This is a genomic window from Kitasatospora sp. NPDC036755 (assembly GCF_040636595.1).
Classification (GTDB): domain Bacteria; phylum Actinomycetota; class Actinomycetes; order Streptomycetales; family Streptomycetaceae; genus Kitasatospora.
Genome location: NZ_JBEZUT010000112.1, coordinates 1 through 24,724, shown reverse-complemented (window position 1 = coordinate 24,724; position 24,724 = coordinate 1). Strand labels below are relative to the sequence as shown.

Below are 24,724 nucleotides of genomic sequence, written 5' to 3'. Positions count from 1 at the left end.
GCCGTCGCTGCCCGCCCTCGGCCGGGTGCAGCCCCGGACCGCGGCCGCGCCCGAGCCGCGGACCGGCGGCGACGAGCGGGAGCTGGACGCGGCCCTGGCCGAACTCTCGCTGATGGTCGGGCTGGAGCCGGTCAAGCGCCAGGTGCGGGCGCTGTCCGCCCAGTTGAGGATGTCCCGGCTGCGGGCCGAGGAGGGCCTGCCCGTCCAGCCGCCGAAGCGCCACTTCGTCTTCTCCGGCCCCTCGGGCACCGGCAAGACCACCGTGGCCCGCATCCTCGGCCGGGTCTTCCACGCCCTCGGCCTGCTCTCCGGCGACCACCTGGTGGAGGCCCAACGCGCCGACCTGGTCGGCGAGTTCCTCGGCCAGACCGCCGTGAAGGCGAACGAGCTGATCGACTCCGCGCTGGACGGCGTGCTGTTCATCGACGAGGCGTACAGCCTCTCCAACTCCGGCTACACCAAGGGCGACGCGTACGGCGACGAGGCGCTCCAGGTGCTGCTCAAGCGCGCCGAGGACAACCGGGACCGGCTGGTGGTGATCCTGGCCGGCTACCCCGAGGGCATGAACCGGCTGCTCGCCACCAACCCGGGCCTCAACTCCCGCTTCACCACCCGGGTCGACTTCCCCAGCTACCGCCCCGGCGAGCTGACCGCCATCGGCGCCGCGCTGGCCGGCCGGGACGGCGACGGCTGGGACGAGGACGCCGCCGAGGAACTGGCCAGCATCTGCGTCCACGTGGTCCGCGAGGGCTGGATCGACGAGCTGGGCAACGGCCGGTTCATCCGCACCCTGTACGAGAAGTCCTGCGCCTACCGGGACCTGCGGCTGTCGCTGCTGCGCGAGCCGCCGGGCCGGGAGGACCTGGCCACCCTGCGGCTGCCGGACCTGGTGCAGGCGTACGGGGAGCTGATCGACGGCCGGCACTGACCGGTGGCGTGGGCCGGCCGGCGACCGGGGCTGACCGGCGGCTCGGGCCGGTCCCCCGGGTGGGGACCGGCCCGCCCGCTCAGCCGTTCAGGAGCGCGGCCTCCCGCTCCCGGTCCAGCCCGACCGTGACCCGGTCGGCCCGCTGCGGCGCGCTGCCCCCGATCGAGCGCAGCCAGGCCCAGGTGTCCGCGACGGTCTCGGCGACCGGCCGGCAGCGCAGCCCGGCGCCGAGCGCGCGCTCGACCGAGCCGGCGTGCAGGAAGTCGTACAGCTCGCCGGGCGCCAGCCAGATCGGCAGCTCGGTCCACGGCTCGACGCCCGCGGCGAGGATCCGCTCCGGGTCCGTCCAACGCAGTTCGGCGTCCGAGCCGGTGGCCCGTACGCAGGTCTCCAGCAGTTCGCCCATGGTGGTGTGGCCGGACGGGCCGACCAGGTTGTACGGGCCGCCGAGCCGGGCCGCGGCGGCGTCCAGCATCCAGGCCGCGAGGTCGCGCGCGTCGATGTACTGGAGGGGCAGCTCGCGCGGGCCGGGGGCGAGCACCGGGCCGCCCTCGGCGATCCGGTTGAGCCACCAGGGCAGCCGGCCGATGTTCTCGTGCGGGCCGATGATCAGCCCGGCCCGTGCCAGCAGGGCCGTCCCGCCGAACTCCTCCTCCAGCGCCAGCTCCGCACCGCGCTTGGCCTCGGCGTAGGGCACCTCGCCGGTGAGGTCCGGGGAGGACCCGACCACCGGCGCGGTCTCGTCGGCCCCCGCCACCAGCGGGTAGTCGTACACCGACCGGCTGGAGACGTAGCCGTAGTGGCCGACCCGGCCGTTCAGCAGGCGGGCGCTGTCGCGCACCGCCGCGGGGGCCCAGGACCAGGTGTCCAGCACCGCGTCCCACTCCCCCGTGCCGAGCGCCGCGAGGCCGTCCTCCGCGGTGCGGTCGCCCACCAGCACCCGGACGCCCTCGGGCGCGGGCTGCGTGCCGCGGTTGAGGGCGGTCACCTCCCAGCCCCTGGCCAGCGCCTCCTCGGCGACGACCCGGCCGACGAACTTGGTCCCACCCAGCAGCAGAAGTCTCATGCCGACCACCCTGCGGGCAGGGCGGTCGGCACGGAACGGGAGCATGCTCTGGGCGGAATCGCCGTCAGCGAACAGCCGCCGACGAGCAGCCGTCACCGAGCGGCCGCCGGCGGGGCCGGAGCCCCGCCGGCGGACGGGCCTCAGGCCGTGGCGCGGTGGTCCGGGTCGTGCATCTCGCCGACCAGTTCCTCCAGGACGTCCTCCAGCATGACCACGCCGAGCGTGCGCCCGTCCTGGTCCAGCACGGCGGCCAGGTGGCAGGTGGCCCTGCGCATCGCCCCGAGGGCGTCGTCCAGCGGGAGACTGCCGCGCAGCACCGTGATCGGCCGCCACAGGCGGGCCGGGACGGGCGCCGACGGGTCCTCCACGTCGAGGATGTCCTTGAGGTGGACGTAGCCGAGGTAGCCGTGGCCGGCCGGGTCGCCGTCGGTGACCGGGAAGCGCGAGAAGCCGGTGCGCAGCGCCAGTTCCTCGACCTCGGCGGCGGTCGCCTTGGTGTCCACGGTGACGAGCTGCTCGGGCTCGAGCAGGACCTCGGTGACCGGGCGGCGGCCCAGTTCCAGGGCGTCCTCCAGGCGTTCCTGGCGGCTCTCGTCGAGCAGGCCCGCGTCCCGCGAGTCCGCCAGCAGGTACATCAGCTGCTCGGTGGTGAAGACCGACTCGACCTCGTCCTTGGCCTCCACCCGGAACAGCTTCAGGATGCCGTTGGCGAAGGCGTTCAGCACCCGGATCACCGGGGCGAGCCAGCGGGCCAGCCGGTCCAGCGGCGGGCCGAGCCACAGCGCGGCCCGCTCCGGGCCGGCCATGGCCATGTTCTTCGGCACCATCTCGCCCATCACCATGTGCAGGAAGACCACGACGGCGAGCGAGATCCCGTACGAGAGCGGGTGCATCAGGCCGGACGGGACACCGATCGCGTGGAACGGGCCCTCCAGCAGCGAGGCGATGGTCGGCTCGGCCAGGGCACCGAGGCCTAGCGAGCAGACGGTGATGCCGAGCTGGGCGGCGGCCAGCATCGCGGAGACGTTGGACAGCGCGTGCAGCACGACGCGGGCGCGCTTGTGCCCGGCCTCGGCGAGCGGCTCGATCTGGCTGCGGCGCACCGACACCACGGCGAACTCGGCGCCGACGAAGAAGGCGTTGCCGAGCAGGAGCAGCAGCGCGACGGCCAGTTGCAGGGCGGTCATCGGCCCTCCTCCCGGTCCTCGTCGAACTGCGCGGGCGCGGTGGTGCGCTCCACCCGGACCTCGGTGGTGCGGTGGCGGTCGACACCGGTCACGGTGAAGCGCCAGCCGGGCAGCTCGGCCTGCTCGCCCACCTCGGGGAGCTTGCCGAGCAGGTCGGAGACCAGACCGGCCAGGGTCTCGTACGGGCCGTCCGGGGCGTTCAGGCCGATCCGCTCCAGCTGGTCGATCCGGGCGCGGCCGTCGGCCTCCCAGACCGGCAGGCCGTTGACCGGCGGCAGCGGGAGCAGCTCGGGGTGGTCGTCGGGGTCGTGCTCGTCCTGCACCTCGCCGACGATCTCCTCGACGATGTCCTCGACGGTGACGACACCGGCGGTGCCGCCGTACTCGTCGACCACGATGGCCATCGGCTGGAGGCGGCGGAGCCGGTCGAGCAGCCGCTCGGCGGGCAGCGTCTCGGGCACCAGCAGCGGCGGCGAGGCCAGCTCGCCGACCCGCACCAGACCGCGCCGGGCGGCCGGGACGGACAGGGCGTCCTTGAGCGTGACGATGCCGGCGACCTCGTCCAGGCTGTCGGTGTAGACCGGGAAGCGGGACAGGCCGGTGGCCCGGGTCAGGTTGATGACGTCGGAGGCGGTGGCGTCCCGTTGGAGCGCGGCGACGTCCACGCGCGGGGTCATCACGGACTCGGCGGTCAGCTCGCTCAGCGCGAGGGTGCGGACGAACAGGGTCGCCGACTCCTCGTCTATCGCACCGGCCTTGGCCGAGTGGCGGGCCAGCGAGACCAGCTCGTCCGGGGTGCGGGCGTGCCCGAGCTCCTCCTGCGGCTCGATGCCGAAGGCCCGGACGGTCCGGTCGGCGGCGCCGTTGAGGAAGCTGATCAGCGGGCGGCAGACCACGGAGAAGGCCATGTGCGGGGCGGCGACCGCGCGGGCCACCTGGAGCGGGCGGGAGATCGCCCAGTTCTTCGGGACCAGCTCGCCGATCACCATCTGGACGACGGTGGCCAGCACCATGCCGACGATCACGGCGACGCCGCGGGTGGCGGAGTCGGGCACGCCGATGCCGGACATGACGGGCGCGAGCAGGGTCGACAGGGCCGGCTCGGCGAGCATGCCGACCACCAGCGAGGTGACGGTGATGCCGAGCTGGGCGCCGGAGAGTTCGAAGGAGAGGTGCCGCAGGGCCCTGGCGACGCGGCGGGACTTGACGTCGCCCGTCTCCGCGGAGCGTTCCACCTCACCGCGCTCGACGGTCACGAAGGCGAACTCGGCGGCCACGAACAGGCCGTTGGCGAGGATCAGGAGAACGGCTGCGAGCAACAGCAGCCAGGCGGTGATCACAGTGCCGCCTGCCTTCCGGAGGTCGGAAGCGAGGCGGCGCAGGTACTACCGGACGGATCGTCCATCGAGGGGGAGTGTCACTCCTCAGGTCGGGTTCGGGCACTCGATTTCGGGCAGGGCGGACTTTGCCCTGCTTTTACCAGCGTAGACCATAGCCGGACGGAGGCAGGGGGCCCGGTCGGCCCGCCGGGGCGGGGAGCCCCAGGTGGGAGGGCCTCCGGTGCGGACCGGAGCGCGCCCGGGGCCCGGCCTCCGGGGGCTGTGCGCCGGGCCTGTGCGCCGGGCCTGTGTGCCAGGCCGGTGCGCCGGGGCTGTGCGCCGGGGGCCGCGGGGCCCGTCCCGGGCTCAGGCGGCGGCGCGCTGCTCGACCAGGTCGCGCAGCGCGCGGGCGTGCGCGATCGCCTGGTCCTTGCCGACCCCGGACTGGATGCCCACCGCGGCGAGCGAGGTGCCGTCGGCCAGGTCGAGGGTGGCCCACGGGTCGCCCTGGCGGAAGTTGACCCGGACGATCTCGGCCCAGGACAGCCGGCGGCTGCGGACGAAGTTGACCACCGTCACGCCCTGCTCGTCGGCGCTCACCCGGGGGCGGGCCAGCATCAGGCCGACGCCGGCGAACAGCAGGCCGCTGGAGACCATCATGATCCGGTCGTTGAGCTGCCAGTTCTGCGGGAGCAGCACGGCCATCGCGGAGAACAGCACCACCAGCAGCACGCAGACCGGCAGCAGCACGGCGCGGGTGCGGCGCGGCGCCCAGGTGACGGGGAACTCGACGGACGGCGTGGACACGTGGGTCTCCGGGGGTGGCTCTGGTGGCGGCAGCACGAGGGGCGGGGACGCGGTCGGCGTCCCCGCCCCATTGAACCGTTCTTTACTCACGAGCCGGCGCGCAGGTCACCCGTACGCGCTGGTCGGAAGCGGTGGACGAGCCGCCGCTCAGAGGCGGCAGGCGTGGATGTTGGTGACCAGGATGGCCCGGGCGCCGATGCCCCACAGGTCGTCCATGATCTGCTGGGCCTCCTTGCGGAGCACCATCGAACGCACCGCGACCCAGCCCTCGGTGTGCAGCGGCGAGACGGTCGGCGACTCCAGGCCCGGGGTGAGCGCGACGGCCGCGCCGACCTTCTCGGCGCGGATGTCGTAGTCCATCAGCACGTAGCGGCGGGCCACCAGCACGCCCTGGAGGCGGCGCAGGAACTGCTCCACCCGCGGGTCCTCGCCGGCGCCCTTGGGCCGGATCACCACCGCGTCGGAGATCAGGATCGGCTCGCCGAACACCTCCAGGCCCGCGTTGCGCAGGCTGGTGCCGGTCTCCACCACGTCGGCGATCACGTCGGCGACGCCCAGCTGCACCGCGGTCTCGACCGCGCCGTCCAGCTTGGTGACCGTCGCCTTCACGCCGTGGTCGGCCAGGTGCTGCTCGACCAGACCGGTGTACGAGGTGGCGATCCGCAGGCCCTCCAGGCCCTTGACGTCCTCGACGTCCACGCCCTCGGGGCGGGCGAAGCGGAAGGTCGACCCGGCGAAGCCGAGGGCGAGCACCTCCTCGGCGTTGGAGTGCGAGTCCAGCAGCAGGTCGCGGCCGGTGATGCCGACGTCGAGGCGGCCCGAACCGACGTAGACCGCGATGTCGCGCGGGCGGAGGAAGAAGAACTCCACCTCGTTGTTCGGGTCGACGAGGACGAGCTCCTTGGGGTCCTTCCGCTGGCGGTAGCCGGCCTCATGGAGCATCTCCGCCGCGGGACCCGAGAGAGAACCCTTGTTGGGGACGGCGATGCGCAGCATGGGAGGTTGCTTCCTTACCTGTTGGGAGGGGTGTTGCCCGGACGAGCGGGAGCTCTCCGGGCGGTTGCCCAGGTGCTCCGGAGTGCTCCGGAGTGCTCCGGGTTTCTCTGGGGGTAGGTGCTCAGAGGTACTTGTAGACGTCGTCGAGCTTCAGGCCACGGGCGATCATCATCACCTGAAGGTGGTAGAGGAGCTGGGAGATCTCCTCCGCCGTCTGCTCGTCCGACTGGAACTCGGCGGCCATCCAGACCTCGGCGGCCTCCTCGACGACCTTCTTGCCGATCGCATGGACGCCCTGCTGGACGAGCTGCGCGGTACGGGAGGACGAGGGGTCGCCGGTGGCGGCCTTCTGCTGGAGCTCGGCGAAGAGCTCCTCGAATGTCTTCGAAGCCATGATGGGCCCACCTTACGGCGTGCGGGCGGACGGACGGTAAACGGTCCCGGAGCGTGGACAGTCGGGTGGACGTCCACGCCCCGGGACCGCACGGACTGTGATCAGAGCGCGGCGCGCAGCGCCACGGCGGTGGCGACGGCCGCGGTGACGGCCTCGTGTCCCTTGTCCTCGCGGGAGCCCGGCAGGCCCGCGCGGTCGATCGCCTGCTCCTCGTTGTCGCAGGTCAGGACGCCGAAGCCGACCGGGACACCGGTGTCGACGCTGACCTGGGTGAGGCCGGAGGTGGCCGCCTGGCAGACGTAGTCGAAGTGCGGGGTGCCGCCGCGCACGACCACGCCGAGGGCGACGACGGCGTCGTAGCCGCGCTCGGCGAGGCGCTTGGCGGCCACCGGCAGCTCGAAGGTGCCGGGCACCCGCAGCACGGTCGGCCCGACGACGCCCAGCTCCTTGAGCGCGCGGTGGGCGCCGTCCAGCAGGCCGTTCATCACCTGGTCGTGCCACTGGGCGGCGACGACGGCGACCTTGAGGTCGGCGGCGCCTTCGATGGTCAGCTGGGGGGCTCCGTGGCCGCTCATGTCTCTCGTCCGTTCAGTCGTGCGGGTGGGTGTGGTGGTTCAGGAGCCCAGACCGGGCAGGTCGTGGCCCATCCTGTCGCGCTTGGTGCGCAGGTAGCGCAGGTTGTGCTCGCCGGGCGTGACCTCGACCGCCTCGCGCCCCTTGACCTTGAGCCCGTGCTCGGTGAGCGCGGTCAGCTTCTCGGGGTTGTTGGTGAGCAGGGTGAGCGAGCGGACGCCGAGGTCCGCCAGCATCTGGGCCGCGATGCTGTAGTCGCGGGCGTCGGCGGGCAGGCCGAGGTCCAGGTTGGCGTCGACGGTGTCCCGTCCCTGCTCCTGCAGCTCGTACGCGCGCAGCTTGTGGGCCAGGCCGATCCCGCGCCCCTCGTGGCCGCGCAGGTACAGCACCACGCCGCGACCGGCCTCGGCGACCCGCTTCAGCGAGGACTCCAGCTGCGGGCCGCAGTCGCAGCGCAGCGAACCGAAGACGTCGCCGGTCAGGCACTCGGAGTGGACCCGGACCAGGACGTCCTCGCCGTCCGGCAGCCGGCCCGAGGCGTCCAGACCGCCGGCCGGGCCGCCGGAAGCCACCAGCGCGAGGTGCTCGACGCCGTCCAGGGTGCCCCGGTAGCCGACGGCCGTGAACTCCCCGTGCTCGGTGGGCAGGGCGGTGGTGGCGGCCCGGTCGACGTGCAGCTCGGTGCGGCGGCGGTAGGCGATCAGGTCCTCGATCGAGATGATCGCCAGGCCGTGCTCGCGGGCGAAGGCGACCAGCTCGGGCAGCCTGGCCATGGTGCCGTCGTCGTTGACCACCTCGGCGATCGCGCCGGCCGGCGACAGCCCCGCGAGCCGGGCCAGGTCGACGGCGGCCTCGGTGTGGCCGGGGCGCACCAGCACGCCGCCCTCGACGGCGCGCAGCGGGAAGACGTGCCCGGGGCGGGTCAGGTCGCCGGGCTCGGTGCCGGGCGAGGAGAGCAGCCGGACGGTACGGGCGCGGTCGGCGGCGGAGATGCCGGTGTCGACCCCCTCCCGGGCGTCCACCGAGACGGTGTACGCGGTGCCCTTGCGGTCCTCGTTGACCTGGGTCATCGGGGGGAGCTTGAGGCGGTCCAGCTCCTCGCCGGTCATCGGGGCGCAGATCACGCCGGAGCTGTAGCGGATGGTGAAGGCCATCAGCTCGGGGGTCGCGGCGGAGGCGGCGAAGACGAGGTCGCCCTCGTTCTCCCGGTCCTCGTCGTCGACCACGACCACGGCACGGCCGAGGGCGATGTCGGCGATCGCGCGCTCGACCGGGTCGAGGACGAGTTCGGGCGTCGCGGCGGACTCGGTGGCGGGGGCGGAACCGGTGGTGGCACCGTCGCTGGACTGGTTCTCGGTCATCTCGGTCATGCCGTGGCTCCCTGCGGGACGTTGGCGGACTTGGCGCGCGGCTCACGGGTGCTCAGCCACCAGGACCGCAGGCCGAGCAGCACCAGGACGAAGTAGACGGAGTAGGTGAGGCCGGAGAAGGTGTAGCCGCTGTTGAAGGCGAACGGCACGCCCACCGCGTCGACCGCGATCCAGGCGAACCAGAACTCCACCCAGCCGCGGGCCTGGGCGACCATCGCGGCCAGCGTGCCGACGAAGATGTAGGCGTCCGACCAGGGGCTCCAGGACAGGCTGGGGAAGGACGTGAAGAGCAGGGCCAGCGCGACCGTGCCGGCCGCCGTCCCCGCCGCCAGCACCAGCCGCTCGGGCCAGCTCGCGAACCGAACGGCGATCGAGCCGCCCTCGCGGCGGCCCCGCTGCCACTGCGCCCAGCCCCAGGCGGCGGTGACGATCACGATCAGCTGCTTGCCGATCAGGCCGGGGACGTGGCCGTCGAAGTAGGCCGCGATCAGCACCGCGCCGGACAGCAGCTGGACCGGCCAGCTCCAGACCGAGCGGCGCCAGCCGAGCGCGAGCCCGCCGAGGCCGAGGATGTTGCCGAACATGTCGGCCCACTTGACGTGTTCGCCGAGGACGGTGAACGCCTCGCCGCTGAGCCAGCTCACTTGGACTCCCCCGGGGTTGTGCCGGTCGGCAGGTCGGACAGGGTGGACGGGGCGGAGTCGGCGGACGGGCCGGCCCCGGCGGAGGGGGCGGCGGGCAGGTTCGGCAGGGCGCGGGACTCCAGGAGCCGCTCGACGTACTTCGCGAGCACGTCCACCTCCAGGTTGACGCTCTCCCCGACGGCCTTGGCACCGAGCGTCGTCAGCGCCAGGGTGGTCGGGATGAGGCTCACGGTGAAGCTGTCCTTCGCCGCCTCCACCACGGTGAGGCTGACGCCGTCGACCGTGATCGAGCCCTTCTCCACCAGGTAGCGGGAGATCGAGTCGGGCAGCGAGAACCGCAGCACCTCCCAGCGCAGCTCGCCCGCCGCGTCGCGCTCGCCGGGCTCACGGCTCAACAGCCGCCCGGTGCCGTCGACATGGCCCTGGACGAGGTGGCCGCCCAGCCGGGCACCGAGCGCCATGGCGCGCTCCAGATTGACCCGGGAGCCGGGCGCCAACTCGCCGAGGCTGGAACGGTGCAGCGTCTCGGCCATCACGTCGGCACTGAACTCACCGGTGCCGGCGGCCAGTTCCGGCGCGCTGTCGACGACGGTCAGGCACACGCCGTTGACCGCGATGGAATCGCCGTGCCGGGCACCCGTACAGACCACCGGGCCGCGCAGGCGGATCCGCGAGGAGTCGCCGATCTCCACGATCGAGACGACCTCGCCGAGCTCTTCGATGATGCCGGTGAACACCCGGGTTCTCCTCGCGCTTGGGCGCGGACTCCGGGGTGGCATGGGAGATGACGCGGACGGGCACCGGCGCACCGGCCCGGGGCACGACCCGTCGCCGGGGATGCCGAGGCCGCCGGGAGATCGCTCGCCCGGCACGGGAGACACCGCTCCCGCCGTACACCTGGCCGTGGACCGGGAGGCAGTCTCCTGCCGTCGGACCCACGGGTACTGCTCTTCGTCCGCCCGCGCACGCCTCCCATCCGGACTTTAACCGTCGGTCCAGGAATTTCACCTGGTCAACCGGCCGCTGGCTGCGGACGGGTCGCGGACTGTAACCGCCGGTTCGGATTTTCACCGACCCCGGAGTGCGCTGAACGTCACTGCTTGATGCCGTCATTGTGCCACGGTCGACGCAAGCGCAGGGAGAGCCTTCCGCTGTGGTCTGTTTCACGGGCTTGCGGGGAATGCGCGGCGGGGTGCTCCGGCCGCGGGGCGGGGTGCTCCGGCCGCCGGGGGCGGGGGCGCCCTCCTCAGCGGGGCGCGGGGGTGGTGATCGACGTGAAGTGAGTGACCTCCGGGGGGTGGGCGAGGTAGCTCAGCTCGCCCTCCGACCAGACCGGCCGGATCCGCCACATCGGCCCCGCGTACCCGCGCAGGGCCTCCTCGTCGCGCCAGCGGCTCAGCACCAGCACCCGGTGCCGGTCCTCGGGCACCGAGCGCAGCAGCTCGCCGCCGAAGCAGCCGTCGGTCCGCCCGAGCTGCGGGATCACCTGGGCGGCCAGGTGCGCGCAGAACTCCTCGAGGCGACCGGTCAGGACCTGTCCGGTCCAGATCCTCACGATCACGACCACCACCTCCGGCTGGCGTCCGTGCTCCCGCCGGTTCCTGGCACAGCAGCCAGGACCCAGCAGTCCCTGGCCCCATTATGAGCGGAAAACCGCTGGTGGGGAGGGGTGGCGCCGAGATTTCACGGAGGACTTCCGGCGCCGGGAGCGGGCTGCGGGAGCGAGGCCCGCCGAGCGGGCTCGGCTACATTCGCGGTATGACGACCACACCGGAATCTACCGCTCCGTCAACCACCGCACCGGACCGGCCGGGCAGCCTGTTCGACGCCCTCCGGGCGGGCGCGCTCAGCGAGCCCGCCCAGCTGCGCGAGGTCTACGAGCAGCCCGGCGAGCAGGCGCGCCGCAAGCAGGTCGACCGCCTGCACGAGGTCGCCCAGCGCCTGATCGCCTGCTCCTCGCTGGTCTTCGTGGCCAGCACGGACGCCGCCGGGCGCTGCGACGTCTCCCCGCGCGGCGGGCCGGCCGGGCTGGTCTCGGTGCTCGACGAGTACACCCTGGCCATCCCGGACGCCACCGGCAACAAGCGGCTGGACACCCTGCACAACGTCCTGGAGACCGGCCGGGTCGGACTGCTCTTCGTCGTCCCCGGCCGGGACGCCACCCTGCGGGTCAACGGACGGGCCTGCGTCTCCACCGACCCGGAGCTGCTGCGGCAGCTGACCGCCGTCGGCAAGCCGCCGCGCAGCGCGATCGTGGTCGCCGTCGAGGAGGTGTACGGGCACTGCCCGAAGGCCTTCCTGCGCTCCTCGGCGTGGAAGCCGGAGAACTGGCTCGCCGGGGACGCGCAGCCGAGTTCGGCGGAGGTCACGCTCTCGCACCTGCGAGACGAATCGCTGACCGTGGAGATCATCGAGCAGTACGAGCGGGAGGCGCTGCTGTACCGGTACGAGTGAGCGGCCGGGGGCGGCTCGTCGGGTGGTGGGCGGCTCGTCGGATGGGCGGGCGGCGGGTCCTGGCGGCGGGCCCGGCCCGTTCGGGGGCGCGGGCCCGCGCCGGCCCCGGGTCTCAGGCCGCCTTGGGAACGTCCACCACGGACGCGCCGTCGGCGGCCCGCTGAACCGCCTCGACGCCCTTGTGGGCCGCGTCCTTGCTGGCGTAGCCCTGGCCGGTGGCGACGATCTCGCCGTTGCCCGCCTTGAGCCGGAACCGGTACTTGCCGCCGGCGTCCTGGTAGATCTCGAACTTGCCCGCCATCCGGGCCACCTCCTCGTCCTCGCGGGGCCTCGTCGTGGAGCGCGCGGTGCGCTCGCTGTACGGCCCCCGGCGCCACCGTGCGCCCCGGACCTCGGCGCCCGCACCCGGGCCGCAGCCGGACGGGTGAAGCCGGATCCGCGGGGGTTCGCGGAGGTGCCGGGGCGGTCGCCGGTGGTTTGAATGGACGGATGGACTGCGTCTTCTGTGCCGTGGTGGCGGGCGAGGAGCCGGCGCACCGGGTACTGGACGACGAGGCGGCGGTGGCCTTCCTGGACCGTCGGCCGCTGTTCCCCGGGCACGTCCTGGTCGTGCCGCGCGCCCACCACCCGACGCTCGCCGACCTGCCGGCGGCCGAGGTCGGACCGTTCTTCCTGCGGGTCCAGCGGGTGGCGGCGGCCGTGGAGCGCGGGCTGGGCGCGGCGGGCAGCTTCGTGGCGGCGAACAACCGGATCAGTCAGTCGGTGCCGCACCTGCACGTCCACGTGGTGCCGCGCAATCCGAAGGACGGGCTGCGCGGGTTCTTCTGGCCCCGGCGGCGGTACCCGGACGAGGCGGGCGCGGCGGAGGTCGCGGCCCGGCTCCGGGAGGCCCTGGAGGGCTGAGGGGGTGCGGCGGCGCACGTCCACCCTGGCGTCCCCCCGCAGGCGTATCGGAGGGGGTCGAAATCCTATTCCGGTCGGATGATCATGCCGCTGCGGGCGCCTAGGCTCGCGAGCATGAACGAACTCGCCTGCCTCGTGCAGCAGACGGCCGACCGGCTCGCGGGCCGACACGTCGGTGCGGTGGTCGCCGGACTGGCCGGCGGCGACGTGGAGATCCGCGGCGCCGGACGGACCGGTCCGGGCGGCGGGGTGCCCGGGCCGCACACGCTGTTCGACATAGGCTCCGTCACCAAGGTGTTCACCTCGCTCGTACTGGCGCGGCTGGCCCTCGACGGTGCGGTGCGGCTGGACGAACCGCTCGCCGAGGTGCTCGGCGGGGCCCCGGACGGCCGTGCCGCCGTCCCCGCCAAGGGACCGCAGCCCATCACCCTGCGGCACCTCGCCACCCACACCTCGGGGCTCCCCCGGCTGCCCAGGGGCATGCTGGCACCGTCACTGCTGTCGCCCAACAGACCCGACCCGTACGCCGATTGCACCGCCGAGCGGGTGCTCGACGGGCTCGCGCGAACCCGGTTGCGGACCACGCCCGGGCGCGGATTCCGCTACTCCAACCTCGGCGCGGGGCTGCTCGGCCTGGCCCTCGCGCGGCGGTCCGGCCTCGGGTTCGAGGAGTTGGTGGCGCGCGAGGTCTGCGCTCCGCTGGGCTTGGCGGACACCTGCGTGCGGTCGGACCGGGAGCAGTCCGCGCGGCTGGCGCACGGGCACACGCCGGGCGGCCGACCGGTGCCGCACTGGACCTTCGCGGACGTGCCCGGCATGGGCGGCCTGCGGTCGACCGCCGCCGACCTGACGACGTTCCTGCGGGCCCAACTGGCCGCCGAGCGCGAGCCGGAGGCGCCGCTGTCGCCCGCGATCGCCCTCACCCGGGAGACCCGCCACCGGGTCAACCCCTTCGCCTGGACGCACCTGGGCTGGCTCGGGCACCGGCTGCACACCCAGCAGGGCGGACACCTCCAGATCTGGCACAACGGGGGCACCGGCGGATTCCGCTCGTTCGTGGCCTTCGATCCGGAGAAGCAGGTGGGCGTGGTGGTGCTGGTCAACACCCGGCGCTCGGCGGATCCGGCGGGCACGGCGCTGCTGCGCAGGCTGCAGAACGGGTTCGCGACGGCGGGCTGAGGGTGTTCGCCGGCTCCGGCCCCGGCGTCGCGGCCCCGCTCTGCCTTTGCTTCCCGTCTCGGCGTCCTTCCGCTTCCCGCTCGCTTTCCCCATCGCCCGGAATGTGCCGATCGGCACTGTTGTCGGGCGCGACGCGTGGTCGATCCTGAGCTTGCGGGCCTGCCCGGGGCCCGCGGAGCGAAAGGAGCTCGTCATGGCGGTCGTGCTGTCACCCGGCGCGGGAGGCGCCCGCCTTCCCCGCACCCACCCCCGCGGCGGGAGGGCTCGGCCGGGGCGGGATGATGGCGGGGTCGATTCGGGCCAAAAGGTGCTGATTGGCACTGTCGCCAGGGGCTGCGGCGGTCGATGCTGGGGATCCGACAGTCGGGGTTCCGGATGGGAGTCCGTCGAGTGAGAGGGGGCCGACATGGCGGTGACGTGGTCGACGGCGCGGGTGCGGTCAGCCGGTTCGGTCGGCACGACGGGTGCCACCGGTGCGACGGGTTCCCCGGGTTCGGCGGATCCCACGGGTTTCGCGGGTTCGGCGGATTCCACGGGTTTCGCGGGTTCGGTCGAGTCGGCCGAGTCGGCAGGTTCGACCGGGTCGGTCGGCGGGCTCGGGCCGCTGGTGCGGGTGCACCGGCGGTTGCGGCCGCTGTCCCGGGCGGCGCGGGTGTGGCTGCACTCCTGCGGGGTGGCCGCCTCCCTGGCCATCTGCCTGGCGCTCGCTGACTGGTGGCCCGCGCCCCTGCTGGCCGCCGCGGGCGTGGTCGCGGTGAGCGGGTACGAGCGGCTGCGGCCCGCGCCCGGGCTGCGGTCGGTACGGGTCCACGAGGGCGGGCTGGTGCTGGTCCAGGCAGGCGGCCAGGAGGACCCACTGCCCTGGCGTGCGGTCGAGGCCACCGAGTACACCCCGTACACCCCGGGAGGGCCGCACGGGGGGCAGGAGCACGGGCGAATATGGCCGGCCGGTGCGGACGAGCCGCTGGCGCTGGCGCACCTGCACGGGCTGGGCGAGCTCTTCGATGAGCTGGAGGAGCGCCTCTCCCCCGGCCTCCGGGCCGGCCTGCACGAGACGCTGCGCGCCGAGGGGAGCGTCCGCTTCGTACGGGGGCGGCTGACGGTGACGGCCTGCGGGCTGGTGCACCGGCCACCGCACCCGCTCGCCGCGAAGGAGGTCCACCGGTGGACGGAGGTGTGCTCGGCCCGAGCCTCCGGATTCGGCGAGCTGGAGATCCGGACGCACTCGGCCGGCCTGCCGCTCACCTTCCCAGTGCTCAACGCCCGCGCGGTCGCCGGCTTCCTGGAGGACCTCCGGACGGCCTCCGCCGGGTGACCGGCCGAGCCCGGAGCCACCCCCCCTAGGGGCACCGCCCGTCCTTCCCGGAAGGGACCAGTACGCCGCTGAGTGGACGTCAGCTCCCTTGCGGGCGAACTACCGTCACTGACATGAGTCGACTCCGCACGACCGCCGCCGCAGCGGCCCTGCTGCTCGCACTGCCGCTGTCCGTCGCCGCTGCCGCGCCCACCCTGGCCGCGGCACCGCCCGTCAACTCCGCCACCGCGCCCGCCTCTTCGGGGACGGACACCCGGGCCTCCGCCCGGATCGAACTCCCCCGCCCCACCGGGCCGTACGCGGTCGGGCAGGAGGTACTGCACCTGGTGGACAAGAACCGTCCGGACCCATGGGTGCCCTCCGCAGGTCCGCGCCAACTCATGGTCTCGATGTACTACCCCGCGCGCGCCGGAACGGGCACCCCCGCGCCCTACATGACGCCCGCCGCCGCCCGGGCCCTGCTGGACGACAAGCTGCCGGGCAACACCATCCCGACGGAGGCCGTGTCCGGCACCCGGACGTGGGCCAAGTCCGGGGCGCGCCCGCAGGGCGGCCACTACCCGCTGGTCGTCCTGTCCCCGGGCTTCACCATGCCGCGCGCCACGCTCAGCAGCCTCGCCGAGGACCTGACCAGCCGCGGCTACGTCGTCGCCCTGGTCGACCACACCTACGAGAACACCGGAACCACCTTCCCCGACGGGCAGACCATCCCCTGCGACCTGTGCGGGAAGCTGAGGACCCGGGAGGACTGGGCGGGCCTGGACGCGAGCCGGGCGAAGGACGTCTCCTTCGTCATCGACCGGTTGACCGACCGGCCGCACCCCGCCTGGCGCTACGCCCGCCTGATCGACCGCGACCGGATCGCCATGGCCGGGCACTCCGCCGGCGGCGCCGCCACCGTCCCGGCCCTGCTCACCGACGACCGGATCCGGGCCGGGGTGGACCTGGACGGCACCATGGACTACGCGGTACCCGACTCCGGCATCGGCGGCAAGCCGTACCTGATGATGGGCCACCCACTGGCCGGCGGCGGCGAGGACGGCACCTGGACCGAGGCCTGGTCCCGGCTGGACGGCTGGAAGCGCTGGCTGACCGTCGACGGCACCGGCCACAGCAGCTTCACCGACTTCCCGCTGTTCACCGACGGGCTCGACGTCCCCAAGGACCCGGAGAGCACCATCGAAGGCCGACGGGCCGTCTCCCTCACCCGGCAGTACGTCGGGGCGTTCTTCGACCTCCAGCTGAAGGGCATCCCGCAGCCCCTGCTCGACGGGCCGAGCGCCGCCAACCCCGAGGTGCGGTTCACCCCCTGACGGCGGCCGCCGCTCGCGACGAAGGCCACTTCGACAGGGTGCGGGGCCGTCGGCGAGCGCCGGCGCCGCCCGTCGGCCAGTAGCGCCGACGGGCGGCGCCGCCGAGGCGATCGGCGGGAGCAGCGGTTGGGGGCGGGCCAGTGCGCGGGAGACTGTACAGAGCCTCGGGCCGCGGTCCTCGTGCTGACCGTCCGCGAGAGCGGTCGACAGCCGGGGTAGCCGAGGTGGGCAGTCGGGCGGGCCGGCTTTCCGCGCGGCGACCGTCGTGGGTCGGGTGGGCCTGGTGCGGGGCGGGGGGTGCGGGGTGGGGGTGCGGGGGTGGGGGTGGCGGGCGGCTGCGGTGGGTGGGGGTGCGTGCGAAGATGGCAGGGCTGGTGGGAACGATCTCCGGACGGTTTCTGGGACGGTTCTCTGGCCATGGTGGACGACTACGCGCAGCGCGCGGGGCAGCCGGGGCAGGACGCCCTGTTGATGGTGCCGATCGCCACGGCGCTGATCGACGCCGATGGGCGGATCCTGCACTGGAGCAGTGACGCCGAGGCGTTGCTCGGACACCCCGCGCGGGAGGCGGTGGGGTCGCGGGCGGCGGCCCTGCTGGCCTCGGACGAGCAGCGGCCGGAGGTGCTCCGGCTGTTCCGGCAGATCCTGGCGGGCCGGTCGTGGTCGGGGGTGTATCCGGTCCGGCACCGGGACGGCCACCTGGTGAGCCTCCAGTTCCGCACCCATCCGATCCGTGGCCCGGGCGGCGCCCCCATGGTGCTGGCGGTGGCCTCCGAGGTGACCACGCTGCACCGGCTCCAGGCCGACCTGGCCCTCCTCGACGGGTTCTTCACGCAGTCCCCGGTCGGCATGGCGGTGTTCGACACCGACCTGCGCTTCGTCCGGCTGAACGAGGCACTGGCGGACTCGAACGGCCTGGGCATCGCCGAGCCGCTGGGCCGGCGGCTCACCGAGGTGCTGCCCGGGATCAACGGCCCCGAGTCCGAGGAGGTGATGCGCCGGGTGCTGGAGAGCGGCGAGCCGGTGGTGGACGACCTCGCGCACGGGCGCACGCCGGGCGACCCGAACCACGACCACGCCTGGTCGGCGTCCTACTTCCGGTTGAAGGACCGCGCCGGCCGGGTGCTCGGGGTGTGCGCGACGGTCATCGACATCACCCAGCGGTTCCACGCCGACGCCCGGGCGGCCCGTGCCCAGGAGCGACTGTCCCTGCTGGTCGACGCGACCGCCTCGATCGGCACCACGCTGGACCTGCGGCAGACCGCCCGGGAGCTGGTCGACGCGATGGTGCCCAGGGTCGCCGACATCAGCGCGGTGTTCGGCCTGGAGGAGCTGGTGGCCGGCGGGCGCGTCGAGCCGCCCGCGCCGGACGCCCCGCTGCTGGTGCGCCGCCTGGCGATCTCCTCCGCCGACGCGCTTTACCCGGCCGAGGCGCTGCCGGTGGACGCCGTGTACGAGCTGCCGCCGGACTCCCCGTACGCCCGGGCGCTGACCAGTGGGCGGACGGTGGTGGTGCCGTCCTGGCAGCTGCCGATGCTGGGCGAGCGCCTCGACGAGAGCCACCGCCAGGCCTACCTCGGCGACCGGCCGCGCTCGGTGCGGATCACCCCGCTGGTGGCGCGCGGCACGACGCTCGGCATGGTGGTGTACTCGCGGCGCGGTACGCGGGAGTCCTTCGCGGCGGCCGACATCACGCTCGGCGACGAGCTGTCCTCGCGCGCGGCCGTCGCGCTCGACAACGCCCGGCTGTACCTGCGCCAGCACCGGACCGTGCTGGCGCGGCAGCAGGCGCTGCGCGAGGCCAGGGCGGCGCAGGAGCGTCTGGCGCTGGTCAACGCGGCCTCCACCCGGATCGGCACCACGCTCGATCTCGCCCAGACCGCCCAGGAGTTGGCCGAGGTGGCGACACCGAGGCTGGCCGACGCGGTGGTGGTGGAGGTGCTGGAGGAGCTGGTCCGGGGCGAGCGGGAGGCGACCGCCGCCGCGGACGAACCCGCGGACGGGTCGGCGGACGGATCGGCGCTGCTGCGGCGGATGGCCTTCCACGCGGTGCCCGGCTCGACGCTGTCGCCGATCGCCCGCACCGGCAACCTGCACCGCTTCCAGCCCGGTTCGCCGTACGCCTGGTGCCTGGCGCACCGCAAGCCGGTGCTGGTGCCGCGGATGGACGAGGAGGGCATGGCCTGGTTCGCCGAGGATCCGGTGCGCACGGCCGCCGTACGGGAGCAGAACGTGCTGTCGTTCATGGTGGTCCCGCTGATCGCGCGCGGCGCCGCGGTCGGCGTGGCCGGCTTCTACCGCACCCTGGCCGACCGCCCGTACGAGGAGGACGACCTGGCGCTGGCCGGGGAGCTGGCGGTGCGGGCGGCCGTCTCGATCGACAACGCGCTGCTGTTCACCCGCGAGCGCGACGCGGCCGCCGCCCGGCAGCGGGCGCTGGACGAGGCGTGGGCCGCCCAGCAGCGGCTGTCGCTGCTGAACGAGGCCAGCAACCGGATCGGCACCACGCTCGACCTGCACCGCACCGCGCGGGAGTTGGTGGAGGTGGTGATCCCGCGCTTCGCCGACTTCGTGACCGTGGACCTGCGCGAGGCGGTGCTCAGCGGCGAGGAACCCGGGGCGGTCCCGGCGGAGGGGCCGGTGCTGATGCGGGCGGTCGCGGTCGGCGACGCCGGCCCGGACGGCGGCATGAACGGGGCGGCCGACCAGGTGGGCGAGACCTCGCAGTCGGCCGAACTGTACGCGCAGAGCCTGCGCACCGGGCGCTCGATCCTGGTCGCCGAGGTGACCGAGGAGAAGCTGCGCCGGATCGTCGCCTCGCCGGACCGGGTGCAGCCGAGCCTGGACTCCGGGGTGCACTCGTACCTGATGGTGCCGCTGGTGGCGCGCGGGCACGTGCTGGGCGGCGCGGAGTTCGTCCGCGCCCGCAACCCGGTGCCGTTCGGCCCGGCGGACCGCTCGCTGGCCGAGGAACTGGCCGCCCGCACCGCGCTCGCGATCGACAACGGCCGGCTCTACCGCCGCGAGCGGGACACCGCGCTCACCCTCCAGCGCAGCCTGCTGCCGCAGGAGGTGCACCGCACGCTCGGGCTGGACCTCGCCTACCGCTACCTGCCGAGCAGCGTGGTCAGCGAGGTCGGCGGCGACTGGTTCGACGTGGTGCCGCTGTCCTCCGGGCGGGTCGCCCTGATCGTCGGCGACGTGATGGGCCATGGCATCCGGGCCGCCGCGACCATGGGCCAACTACGGACCGTCGCAAGGACGTTGATCACCCTGGACCTGGACCCGGCGCGGGTGCTGTACCGGCTGGACGAGGCGACCGCGACGGTCGGCGAGGGCCAGTTCGCCACCTGCGTCTGCGTGGTGTACGACCCGGTGGACCGCCGCTGCACCGCGGCCAGCGCCGGACACCTGCCGCCGGTGGTCGCCGACGCCGAAGGGCGGACCCGCCTGATCGAACTGCCCTCCGGCGCCCCGCTGGGAGTGGGCGGAGTCGCCTTCGAGAGCGCCGAGTTCACCCTCCCCGAGGAGGGCATCCTGACCCTCTACACGGACGGGCTGATCGAGCGCCGGGGCCAGGACCTGGACGAGGGGCTGCAGTTGCTGCGCCGCACCGTCGCCGACCGGCGCGGCTCGCTGGAGCAGACCTGCGACGCCGTCCTGAACCGGCTCACCGAGACCACCGGCGAGGACGACATCGCCGTCATCATGGCGCAGGTCCGCCCCGAGGGAGCGGACCGGATCGCCACCCTGCCGCTCACCGGCGACCACGCGATGGTCGCCCACTCGCGCCGCTTCACCCGCGAGACGCTGGCCGCCTGGGGGCTCGAAGCACTCGCCGACTGGGCCGAGTTGCTCACCAGCGAACTGATCACCAACGCCCTGGTGCACGCCGGATCGCCCACCCAGCTGCGGCTGTACTGCAACCGGGTGCTCACGGTCGAGGTCGCCGACCGTGAGCCCGAGGTGCCGCGGATCCGCCGCGCCCGCAGCGAGGACGAGGGCGGCCGGGGCATCCACCTGGTCAACGAGCTGGCACACCGCTGGGGCAGCCGCCGGACCCAGGACGGCAAGGTGGTCTGGTTCGAGCTGGAACTGCCCCCGGGCGCCACGCCGTCCGCATGAGCGAACGGACGGTCGCCGGGCCGGAGCCGCCTTCGCGGTTGCGGGCCGCCGCCTCCCCGGGCACCACCCGGCGCGACTCGACCAGGTAAGAACCCGATTCGTCCGGCCGGGTGGAGGAGGGGTGCGGCACGACCGGGGTGCCGTCGGACAGCCGGCCGGGCAGCGGGGACGGCGGATGCCGTCATCGCCCGCCCCGGTCCGCGGCCGGGGTGGCCAGGTCCTCGGCGCGGTAGCGGCCGGAGGGCCGGCGGTCGCGGAGCAGGCCGAGCAGGACCGGCGCCACCTGCTCGGGCAGCGGCTCGCCGGAGATGTCCTCACCGGGGCCGGCCTCCTGGAGCATCCGGGTGAGCATGGTGCCCGGGTCCACCGCCCAGACCCGCAACTCCTGCTCCTCCCGGGCGAGTACGGCGCCGGCGAGGTCCAGGGCGGCCTTGCTGGCACCGTAGCCGCCCCAGCCTCGGTAGGGCTCGACGGCGGCCTCGGAGCTGATGTTGAGGACGGCGCCGCCGTGGGCACGCAGTTGGGGCAGGACGAGCTGGGTGAGGGCGATCGGGGCGAGCGCGTTGACCTCGAAGGTCTCCAGGAGGTCCGGCAGCGGGAAGTCGGCCAGCCGGGGCAGCGGCTCACTGCCGGGGCCCAGGGCGCCGTTGAGCGTTCCGGCGTTGTTGACCAGCAGGCTCGCGCCGCCGAGGTCCTCCGCGGCCTCGGCCAGATGGGCGCGGTGGTCGTCGTCGACGACGGTGCCGGGCAGCGCGACGACCTCGGTGACGGCGGCCAGGTCGTCTGCGGCGGCGGCGAGTTCGGCCGCGCCGCGGGCCGTGATCACCAGCCGCCAGCCGTCGGCGGCGAGGGCGTGCGCGAGGGCCAGGCCGAGGCCTCGGGAGGCTCCGGTGACGACGGCGACGGGGGCGCCGTGCGGTGCGGTGGCGTGCCCGTCCACGGCGGCGTGCCCATCCACGGTGGTGCGCCCGTCCACGGTGGCGCGCCGGGCCGGGGTGGCGCGCCGGGCCGGGGTGGTGTCCGCGGTGTTGCCCGCGTTGAAACCTGCGTCGATGCCTGCGTTCATGCCGCAAACGATCCCGCCACCGGGCCGGTCCGCGGATCGGCCGCCGGAACCGGGTCCGGTTCGGACCTTGGCCCTAGATCATCCGGTCGTCCCAGGGCCCTGCGTCGTCGGCCCAGCCCCGCGGGTCGGTCCAGGCGGCCAGCGTGCGGCGGGTCTCGAAGCGGCGCTCGCGGCCGGTCAGCGGGTCGGTGAACTCGACCGTCGAGGCGAGCAGCTGCAGCGGACGGCGGAAGTCGTCCGGGGCCGGTTCGGGCAGCACCTCCGGGTAGACCGGGTCGCCGAGGATCGGCAGCCCGAGGCCGCACATGTGCAGCCGCAGCTGGTGGGTGCGCCCGCTCAGCGGCCGCAGCCGGTAGCGGGCGAGGCCGTCGCGCCGCTCCAGCAGGTCGATCCGGCTCTCGCTGTTCGGCGGCGCGTCGACCTCCCGCGCGGCGATCACCCCGCGCTCCTTGACGATGTGGCTGCGCACGGTGCGCGGCAGGCCCAGCTCCGGGTCGTACCCGGCGACGGCCTGGTACTCCTTGCGCACCAGGCGGTCGCGGAACAGGGTCTGGTAGGCGCCGCGCTCCTCCGGGCGGACGACGAACATGGCCAGGCCGGCGGTGAGGCGGTCCAGGCGGTGCGCGGGGCTGAGCTCGGGCAGGTCGAGGGTGTGTCGCAGCCGGGACAGCGCCGTCTCGGTGACGTGCCGGCCGCGCGGCGTGGTGGCCAGGAAGTGCGGCTTGTCGACCACCACCAGGTGCTCGTCGCGGTGCAGCACGACCAGCTCGAACGGGACGCGCACCTCCTCGGGGAGGTCCCGGTGGAACCACAGGTGCGCGCCGGGGTGAAACGGTTCCGCCGGGGCAATCGGGCCGTGCTCGCCGACGATCTCGCCGTCCCGGAGCGCCGCGTCGATCCGCCCGGCCGGGACGGCGGGCAGCCGGTCCACCAGGTGGTCGCGCACCGTCGGCCAGGGGCCTTCGAGCGGCAGCCGGAGGTGCACCGGGGCCACGCCGTGGCGCTGCGGGAGGGGGGAGGCCGGGCGGCGGCTCTTGCGTCTCATCTCCCGGCCCAGCGTAGTGCGCGCCGGCGCGCGACCCGCGGCCGAGGTGCTGACCCGGGGCCGGGCGGGGAGAGTGGACCGAAGGCCCTCGTTCCGCCGGGGGCACCCGACCGTCCGCCGACGGCCGTCCGGCGACCGCTGTCCGGCGACGACCGTCCACCGGCGGCCGGGCGGCCCGGCAGTCGGGCACCCCGCGGACCTGTGACCAGCTCGACCGGCCCGCCGGCCGGACAACCGACCGACCCGCCGGACCGACCGGCACCACTGGAGGACGCGTGACCGCCGACGGCCCGGACGGGGTGCCGCCGCTGCACCTGCCGAGGCGGACCCGGCTGCTGCTGTACGGCGCGCTCCTGCTGCTGGTCGCCGCCGTGGTGGCGGCGCTGGCCATCGGACCGGGCACCACCCTGGCGCCGCTGCTCGCGGTGGCCCCGGTGCTGGCCGGTGCGACCACCCGGCGGGCGCGGGTGCCGCTGCTGGTCGGCGCGGTGGCGCTGCTCTCCGTCGGGCTGCTGGAGTCGGCCAACCCGCAGCTGCCGCTGTCGGTCCGGATCAGCGTGCCGGTCACCGTCCTGGCCTCGACCCTGGCCAGCGCCGCCAGCGTCGTCGTGGTGGCGGCCCGCGAACGGGAGCTGTTCCAGGTCCGGACGGTGGCCGAGGCGGCCCAGCGGGCACTGCTGCGCCCGCCGCCGGAGCGGATCGGGCCGCTGCGCCTGGCGGTGCGGTACGTGGCGGCGGCCGCCGAGGCCCGGATCGGCGGGGACCTGTACGCCGTGGTGGAGACCCGCTTCGGGCTGCGCATCCTGCTCGGCGACGTCCAGGGGCACGGGCTCCCGGCGGTGGAGACGGCCGCGGACGTCCTGGGGGTGTTCCGGGAGGCCGCGCGGACCGAACCGGACCCCGGCCGGCTCGCCGAGCGGCTGGACGCGGCGCTCGCCGCCCGGCAGTCGGAGGAGGGGCGGTTCGCCACCGCGCTGCTGCTCGACGTGGCGCCGGACCGGGGGCCGGTGCGGCTGGTGAACTGCGGCCACCCGCCGCCGCTGCTGCGCCGGGCGGGCCGGGTGAGCGAGCTGGAACCCCCCTTCCCGGCGCCGCCGCTGGGGCTGCTCGGGCTCACCGGCGACGCGTACCCGGACCGGCGCTTCGACCCGGAGCCGGGCGACCTGCTGCTCCTGCACACCGACGGGGTGTCGGAGGCCCGGGACGCCGGGGGCCGGTTCTACCCGATCGCGGAGCGGCTGCCCGGCCTGCACGGCGGCACCCCGGCGGACCTGCTGGACGCCGTGCTGGCGGACGTCGACGGCTGGGTCGGGGACACCGGGCTGGCCGACGACGCGGCGGTGCTGGCCATCCGCTGGGAGCCGTGACCGGGCCGCGCCGGGCCGCTCGGGCCGCGCCGGGCTCCGACGGACCGCTCGGGCGGGCTCCGACGGGCCGCTCGGGCGCGATTGTCAGTGGTGTGTGCAAGGCTCGGTTCACGGTCGGCGGAGAGCCCGCCACCGGGTGGTCAGGTGCGGATCGACGAGGGGACGGTGCCATGGGGAGCACGGCGAGCGGGTCGTTCGAACTCACCGCGTTCGAACCGGTGGAGACGGAGGAGCGGGAGGGCGCGGCTTTCGGACGGGTCCGGATCACGAAAGCCTTCACGGGCGGGCTGAGCGGGACGAGCGAGGTGCGGATGCTCTCCGTCGCGGGCCCTTCCGGCAGTCCGGCCTCGTACGTCGCGGTGGAGCACGTGACGGGTGAACTGGACGGACGCGCGGGCTCGTTCGTGCTCCAGCAGGCGGCGTGGGACACCACCGGTACGACGATACGCGTGGTGCCGGGCACGGGCGCGGGCGAGCTGGCCGGGATCACCGGGGAGTTCCACCTGACCGTCGACGAGTCCGGCACCCACACCTACGTCCTGGAGTACGAGCTGGGCTGACGGGCCGAGCGGGCGGCGCTCCTGCTCACCCTGCCCGGCATCTCGACCGGCGTCGACTCGGCCTCCGGCGTCGGCAACCTCCACATGCTGCTCGCGCACCTGTGCGGGATGCT

General features: G+C 74.3%; 23 protein-coding genes and 1 riboswitch. Of the genes, 9 read left to right on the top strand and 14 right to left on the bottom strand.

The window, feature by feature from the left end; all coding sequences use genetic code 11:
* Positions 1-928: AAA family ATPase (locus AB0E96_RS18650; RefSeq protein ID WP_359824748.1), on the top strand; the 928-nt coding region annotated here is incomplete at its 5' end.
* 79 nt (positions 929-1,007) lie between these two features.
* Here the strand turns inward: AB0E96_RS18650 and AB0E96_RS18645 are convergent.
* From AB0E96_RS18645 to AB0E96_RS18595, 11 genes are all read right to left on the bottom strand, one after another.
* Positions 1,008-1,994 carry an NAD-dependent epimerase/dehydratase family protein gene (locus AB0E96_RS18645; RefSeq protein ID WP_359824747.1) on the bottom strand — a complete coding sequence of 329 codons (987 nt, stop codon included), beginning with the start codon at positions 1,992-1,994 and terminating at the stop codon, positions 1,008-1,010.
* Between the two features lie 140 nt (positions 1,995-2,134).
* Positions 2,135-3,181: a hemolysin family protein gene (locus tag AB0E96_RS18640; protein ID WP_359824744.1), complete on the bottom strand. Its 1,047-nt coding sequence runs from the start codon at positions 3,179-3,181 to the stop codon at positions 2,135-2,137.
* Entirely contained in the window at positions 3,178-4,521 is a 1,344-nt protein-coding gene (locus AB0E96_RS18635) for a hemolysin family protein (protein ID WP_359824742.1), read from the bottom strand. The genes AB0E96_RS18640 and AB0E96_RS18635 overlap by 4 nt, the downstream gene beginning before the upstream one ends.
* 345 nt (positions 4,522-4,866) lie before the next feature.
* Complete coding sequence (locus AB0E96_RS18630) at positions 4,867-5,307, bottom strand: PH domain-containing protein (protein ID WP_359824739.1); 441 nt, start codon at positions 5,305-5,307, stop codon at positions 4,867-4,869.
* Positions 5,308-5,454: 147 nt separating this feature from the next.
* On the bottom strand, positions 5,455-6,303 hold the full coding sequence (gene hisG / locus AB0E96_RS18625; protein WP_359824737.1) for an ATP phosphoribosyltransferase: 849 nt from the start codon (positions 6,301-6,303) through the stop codon (positions 5,455-5,457).
* A 121-nt stretch (positions 6,304-6,424) separates the two neighbouring features.
* Complete coding sequence (locus AB0E96_RS18620) at positions 6,425-6,697, bottom strand: phosphoribosyl-ATP diphosphatase (protein ID WP_359824735.1); 273 nt, start codon at positions 6,695-6,697, stop codon at positions 6,425-6,427.
* A 101-nt stretch (positions 6,698-6,798) separates the two neighbouring features.
* A complete protein-coding gene (gene ribH / locus AB0E96_RS18615) occupies positions 6,799-7,272 on the bottom strand; it encodes a 6,7-dimethyl-8-ribityllumazine synthase (RefSeq protein ID WP_359824733.1) in 474 nt (157 codons plus the stop codon).
* Between the two features lie 39 nt (positions 7,273-7,311).
* Positions 7,312-8,640 carry a bifunctional 3,4-dihydroxy-2-butanone-4-phosphate synthase/GTP cyclohydrolase II gene (locus AB0E96_RS18610; protein WP_359824731.1) on the bottom strand — a complete coding sequence of 443 codons (1,329 nt, stop codon included), beginning with the start codon at positions 8,638-8,640 and terminating at the stop codon, positions 7,312-7,314.
* On the bottom strand, positions 8,637-9,284 hold the full coding sequence (locus AB0E96_RS18605; RefSeq protein WP_359824729.1) for a nicotinamide mononucleotide transporter family protein: 648 nt from the start codon (positions 9,282-9,284) through the stop codon (positions 8,637-8,639). Before AB0E96_RS18605 ends, AB0E96_RS18610 begins: the two co-directional genes overlap by 4 nt.
* A complete protein-coding gene (locus AB0E96_RS18600; protein ID WP_359824726.1) occupies positions 9,281-10,021 on the bottom strand; it encodes a riboflavin synthase in 741 nt (246 codons plus the stop codon). The genes AB0E96_RS18605 and AB0E96_RS18600 overlap by 4 nt, the downstream gene beginning before the upstream one ends.
* Before the next feature lie 223 nt (positions 10,022-10,244).
* Positions 10,245-10,372, bottom strand: a riboswitch (FMN riboswitch).
* Between the two features lie 158 nt (positions 10,373-10,530).
* On the bottom strand, positions 10,531-10,845 hold the full coding sequence (locus AB0E96_RS18595) for an antibiotic biosynthesis monooxygenase family protein (protein ID WP_359824723.1): 315 nt from the start codon (positions 10,843-10,845) through the stop codon (positions 10,531-10,533).
* 197 nt (positions 10,846-11,042) lie between these two features.
* Between AB0E96_RS18595 and AB0E96_RS18590 the strand changes: the two genes are divergently transcribed.
* On the top strand, positions 11,043-11,738 hold the full coding sequence (locus AB0E96_RS18590; RefSeq protein WP_359824722.1) for an MSMEG_1061 family FMN-dependent PPOX-type flavoprotein: 696 nt from the start codon (positions 11,043-11,045) through the stop codon (positions 11,736-11,738).
* 112 nt (positions 11,739-11,850) lie between these two features.
* Here AB0E96_RS18590 and AB0E96_RS18585 read toward each other — a convergent pair whose 3' ends face one another.
* Positions 11,851-12,039 carry a DUF1508 domain-containing protein gene (locus AB0E96_RS18585; RefSeq protein WP_359824719.1) on the bottom strand — a complete coding sequence of 63 codons (189 nt, stop codon included), beginning with the start codon at positions 12,037-12,039 and terminating at the stop codon, positions 11,851-11,853.
* A gap of 188 nt (positions 12,040-12,227) precedes the next feature.
* Between AB0E96_RS18585 and AB0E96_RS18580 the strand changes: the two genes are divergently transcribed.
* The 5 genes from AB0E96_RS18580 (at position 12,228) to AB0E96_RS18560 (ending at position 20,573) form a co-directional block, all read left to right on the top strand.
* Positions 12,228-12,641, top strand: coding sequence for an HIT family protein (locus AB0E96_RS18580; protein ID WP_359824717.1), 414 nt, complete (start codon positions 12,228-12,230; stop codon positions 12,639-12,641).
* Positions 12,642-12,755: 114 nt separating this feature from the next.
* Positions 12,756-13,820, top strand: coding sequence for a serine hydrolase domain-containing protein (locus AB0E96_RS18575; RefSeq protein ID WP_359824715.1), 1,065 nt, complete (start codon positions 12,756-12,758; stop codon positions 13,818-13,820).
* A gap of 613 nt (positions 13,821-14,433) precedes the next feature.
* A complete protein-coding gene (locus tag AB0E96_RS18570) occupies positions 14,434-15,135 on the top strand; it encodes a hypothetical protein (protein WP_359824712.1) in 702 nt (233 codons plus the stop codon).
* Positions 15,136-15,248: 113 nt separating this feature from the next.
* Positions 15,249-16,448: an alpha/beta hydrolase gene (locus AB0E96_RS18565; protein WP_359824710.1), complete on the top strand. Its 1,200-nt coding sequence runs from the start codon at positions 15,249-15,251 to the stop codon at positions 16,446-16,448.
* 417 nt (positions 16,449-16,865) lie between these two features.
* Positions 16,866-20,573, top strand: coding sequence for a SpoIIE family protein phosphatase (locus tag AB0E96_RS18560; RefSeq protein ID WP_359824707.1), 3,708 nt, complete (start codon positions 16,866-16,868; stop codon positions 20,571-20,573).
* A 181-nt stretch (positions 20,574-20,754) separates the two neighbouring features.
* Here AB0E96_RS18560 and AB0E96_RS18555 read toward each other — a convergent pair whose 3' ends face one another.
* Together AB0E96_RS18555 and AB0E96_RS18550 are read right to left on the bottom strand one after the other, a co-directional pair.
* A complete protein-coding gene (locus AB0E96_RS18555) occupies positions 20,755-21,639 on the bottom strand; it encodes an SDR family NAD(P)-dependent oxidoreductase (protein WP_359824705.1) in 885 nt (294 codons plus the stop codon).
* 73 nt (positions 21,640-21,712) lie between these two features.
* The gene (locus AB0E96_RS18550; RefSeq protein ID WP_359824703.1) at positions 21,713-22,684 is read right to left on the bottom strand and encodes a pseudouridine synthase; all 972 of its coding nucleotides are present in this window, start codon (positions 22,682-22,684) and stop codon (positions 21,713-21,715) included.
* A gap of 275 nt (positions 22,685-22,959) precedes the next feature.
* On the opposite strand from AB0E96_RS18550, the gene AB0E96_RS18545 reads away from it, so the two are divergent.
* A complete protein-coding gene (locus AB0E96_RS18545; protein ID WP_359824700.1) occupies positions 22,960-24,051 on the top strand; it encodes a PP2C family protein-serine/threonine phosphatase in 1,092 nt (363 codons plus the stop codon).
* A gap of 170 nt (positions 24,052-24,221) precedes the next feature.
* The gene (locus AB0E96_RS18540; protein ID WP_359824698.1) at positions 24,222-24,611 is read left to right on the top strand and encodes a DUF3224 domain-containing protein; all 390 of its coding nucleotides are present in this window, start codon (positions 24,222-24,224) and stop codon (positions 24,609-24,611) included.
* Positions 24,612-24,724 lie beyond the last annotated feature (113 nt).

Coding starts and splice junctions, on each gene's coding strand:
- AB0E96_RS18575 (WP_359824715.1), top strand. CDS start 12,756: ATGAACGAACTCGCCTGCCTCGTGCAGCAGACGGCCGACCGGCTCGCG.
- AB0E96_RS18580 (WP_359824717.1), top strand. CDS start 12,228: ATGGACTGCGTCTTCTGTGCCGTGGTGGCGGGCGAGGAGCCGGCGCAC.
- AB0E96_RS18555 (WP_359824705.1), bottom strand. CDS start 21,639: ATGAACGCAGGCATCGACGCAGGTTTCAACGCGGGCAACACCGCGGAC.
- AB0E96_RS18590 (WP_359824722.1), top strand. CDS start 11,043: ATGACGACCACACCGGAATCTACCGCTCCGTCAACCACCGCACCGGAC.
- AB0E96_RS18620 (WP_359824735.1), bottom strand. CDS start 6,697: ATGGCTTCGAAGACATTCGAGGAGCTCTTCGCCGAGCTCCAGCAGAAG.
- AB0E96_RS18610 (WP_359824731.1), bottom strand. CDS start 8,640: ATGACCGAGATGACCGAGAACCAGTCCAGCGACGGTGCCACCACCGGT.
- AB0E96_RS18540 (WP_359824698.1), top strand. CDS start 24,222: ATGGGGAGCACGGCGAGCGGGTCGTTCGAACTCACCGCGTTCGAACCG.
- ribH (WP_359824733.1), bottom strand. CDS start 7,272: ATGAGCGGCCACGGAGCCCCCCAGCTGACCATCGAAGGCGCCGCCGAC.
- AB0E96_RS18585 (WP_359824719.1), bottom strand. CDS start 12,039: ATGGCGGGCAAGTTCGAGATCTACCAGGACGCCGGCGGCAAGTACCGG.
- AB0E96_RS18640 (WP_359824744.1), bottom strand. CDS start 3,181: ATGACCGCCCTGCAACTGGCCGTCGCGCTGCTGCTCCTGCTCGGCAAC.
- AB0E96_RS18550 (WP_359824703.1), bottom strand. CDS start 22,684: ATGAGACGCAAGAGCCGCCGCCCGGCCTCCCCCCTCCCGCAGCGCCAC.
- hisG (WP_359824737.1), bottom strand. CDS start 6,303: ATGCTGCGCATCGCCGTCCCCAACAAGGGTTCTCTCTCGGGTCCCGCG.
- AB0E96_RS18560 (WP_359824707.1), top strand. CDS start 16,866: ATGGTGGACGACTACGCGCAGCGCGCGGGGCAGCCGGGGCAGGACGCC.
- AB0E96_RS18565 (WP_359824710.1), top strand. CDS start 15,249: ATGAGTCGACTCCGCACGACCGCCGCCGCAGCGGCCCTGCTGCTCGCA.
- AB0E96_RS18645 (WP_359824747.1), bottom strand. CDS start 1,994: ATGAGACTTCTGCTGCTGGGTGGGACCAAGTTCGTCGGCCGGGTCGTC.